Origin of the sequence: Microbacterium sp. Leaf351, assembly GCF_001423825.1 — a bacterium.
In the GTDB taxonomy this organism is placed as follows: domain Bacteria; phylum Actinomycetota; class Actinomycetes; order Actinomycetales; family Microbacteriaceae; genus Microbacterium; species Microbacterium ginsengisoli.
This window is the reverse complement of record NZ_LMPK01000012.1, coordinates 55737-57390: the sequence shown is the minus strand read 5'-3', so window position 1 is coordinate 57390 and position 1654 is coordinate 55737. Positions and strand designations below refer to the sequence as shown.

Annotated in this window: 3 protein-coding genes; all 3 read right to left on the bottom strand. The window is 72.6% G+C overall.

The genetic code is table 11. From position 1 onward, the window contains the following. The coding region (locus tag ASG00_RS15255; RefSeq protein ID WP_200930858.1) for a hypothetical protein at positions 1–546 on the bottom strand (546 nt) is incomplete at its 3' end. A 100-nt stretch (positions 547–646) separates the two neighbouring features. Next, positions 647–1375 carry a cytochrome c biogenesis CcdA family protein gene (locus ASG00_RS05195; protein ID WP_005049586.1) on the bottom strand — a complete coding sequence of 243 codons (729 nt, stop codon included), beginning with the start codon at positions 1373–1375 and terminating at the stop codon, positions 647–649. Then, on the bottom strand, positions 1375–1654 hold a 280-nt coding region (locus tag ASG00_RS05190; RefSeq protein ID WP_162238349.1), incomplete at its 5' end, for a TlpA family protein disulfide reductase. The genes ASG00_RS05195 and ASG00_RS05190, both read right to left, overlap by 1 nt.

Sequence of the window (1654 nt, the reverse complement as noted above, 5' to 3'; positions counted from 1 at the left end):
GTCGTATTCCATCACGATGATCAGCGCCGCCCCCAGCACGCCTGCGGCCAGGGCGATCCGCGGCGGGGCAGGCACGAGCCGGTCGGTGCCGGTGAGCAGGCCGATCAGCACGCACAGGGTGCCGATCACCGACAGCAGGTGCGGGGGCGACCAGAGCACCGCGTCACGCCCGAACGCGGTGTGCCAGAACGCGTCGGCGGGCGCGGCCGCCGCGGTCGCGACCGCCGCAGCGACCGCGACCGCGAACCCGGGCGTGCGGAACACGGCGGCCACGGATCGTGTCGCGGCCAGCCGCCGCCACCCCCAGCCGGCGATCACGACCCCGACGGTGAGGATCGACGCATACAGCAGCAGGTGCGGAGGGATGAAGGTGCTGTCCCGGCCGAGGGTGGTGTGCCGGGAGTCGTCCCAATACGCCGACCCAACCCCGGCGGCCGCGGCCGCTGCGGCGACCCAGACGCCCCCGGCCCCCAGCGCCGGGGAACCGCGGGCCGGGTCCGGCTCGGACGGGATGGGGGCGCGGTCACGGCTGCCGTGTGGTCGCATGGTCTGTCCTTTCTGTGATGCGGCAGGGAGCCGGTCCGCCCCTGCCAGGCGGCTTACGCCATGGCCCCGCTCCCGGCGGCAGCGGGGTGTTAGAGGTGTGTTAGAGGGGGAGCACGGTGGCTCCGATGAGGTTCTGGATGCTGGAGGTGAGGAGTGTCCAGGCTCCGCTGATCATCGCGATGCCGGTGGCGATCATGAGGACCCCGCCGGTGATGTTGATGGTGCGGATGTGGCGGCGCAGGAACGTGATGCTTCCGGTGGCCCAGTTCAGGCCGGCGGCGGCGGCGATGAAGGGCAACCCCAGGCCCAGGCAGTAGGTGACGGCGAGGAGGGCGCCGCGGGCGGGGTTGCCGGTGGTGAGGCTGAGGGCGGAGATCGCGGCGAGGGTGGGGCCCAGGCACGGGGTCCAGCCGAGCCCGAACGCGATGCCGAGCAGGGGAGCTCCGGCCAGCCCGCTGGGTGGGTGGATGGCGGGTTTCGCGGTGCGTTGGAAGAGCCGGAACACGCCGAGGAACACGAGCCCCATCAGCAGGACCACGATCCCGAGGATGCGGGTGAGGAGATCTTGCCAGCGGATGAGCCAGGCCCCGAGGGCGCCGAACGCGGCCCCGTAGCCGATGAACAGGACGGAGAAGCCGAGGGTGAACAGTCCGGTCCCGGCCAGCGCCCGCCACCGGGAGACCCCCGCGGTGGTGGTGGTGCCGGTGAGGTAGCCGAGGTAGCCGGGCACGAGGGGGAGCACGCAGGGGGAGGCGAAGGACACCAGCCCGGCGAGGAGGGCTAGGGGGAGGGCGGCCCAGATGCTGCCGGCGGTGATGATCTCCCCCATCAGGGGCTCGTCTCGGCGAGGACGGTGTCGATGAGGGCGGCGAGGGTGGTGCGGGTGGGCAGTTGCCCGATGATGCGGGCGGCCATCCGGCCGGTGCGGTCCAGGACGATGGTGGTGGGCACGGCGCCGGGGGCGGCTTTCCCGGCGAACGCGGCTTGCACCGTGCCGGTGGTGGCGTCCAGGATCGACGGGTAGGTGATGCCGAACTGGTTCTCGAACGCGGCGGCGGTGTCGGCGCTGTCGCGCACGTTGACGCCGATGAACACGACACCGTCGGGC

What these genes read in the sequence shown, in the direction of transcription:
- ASG00_RS05195 (WP_005049586.1), bottom strand. Translation starts at nt 1,375, where the DNA reads ATGGGGGAGATCATCACCGCCGGCAGCATCTGGGCCGCCCTCCCCCTA.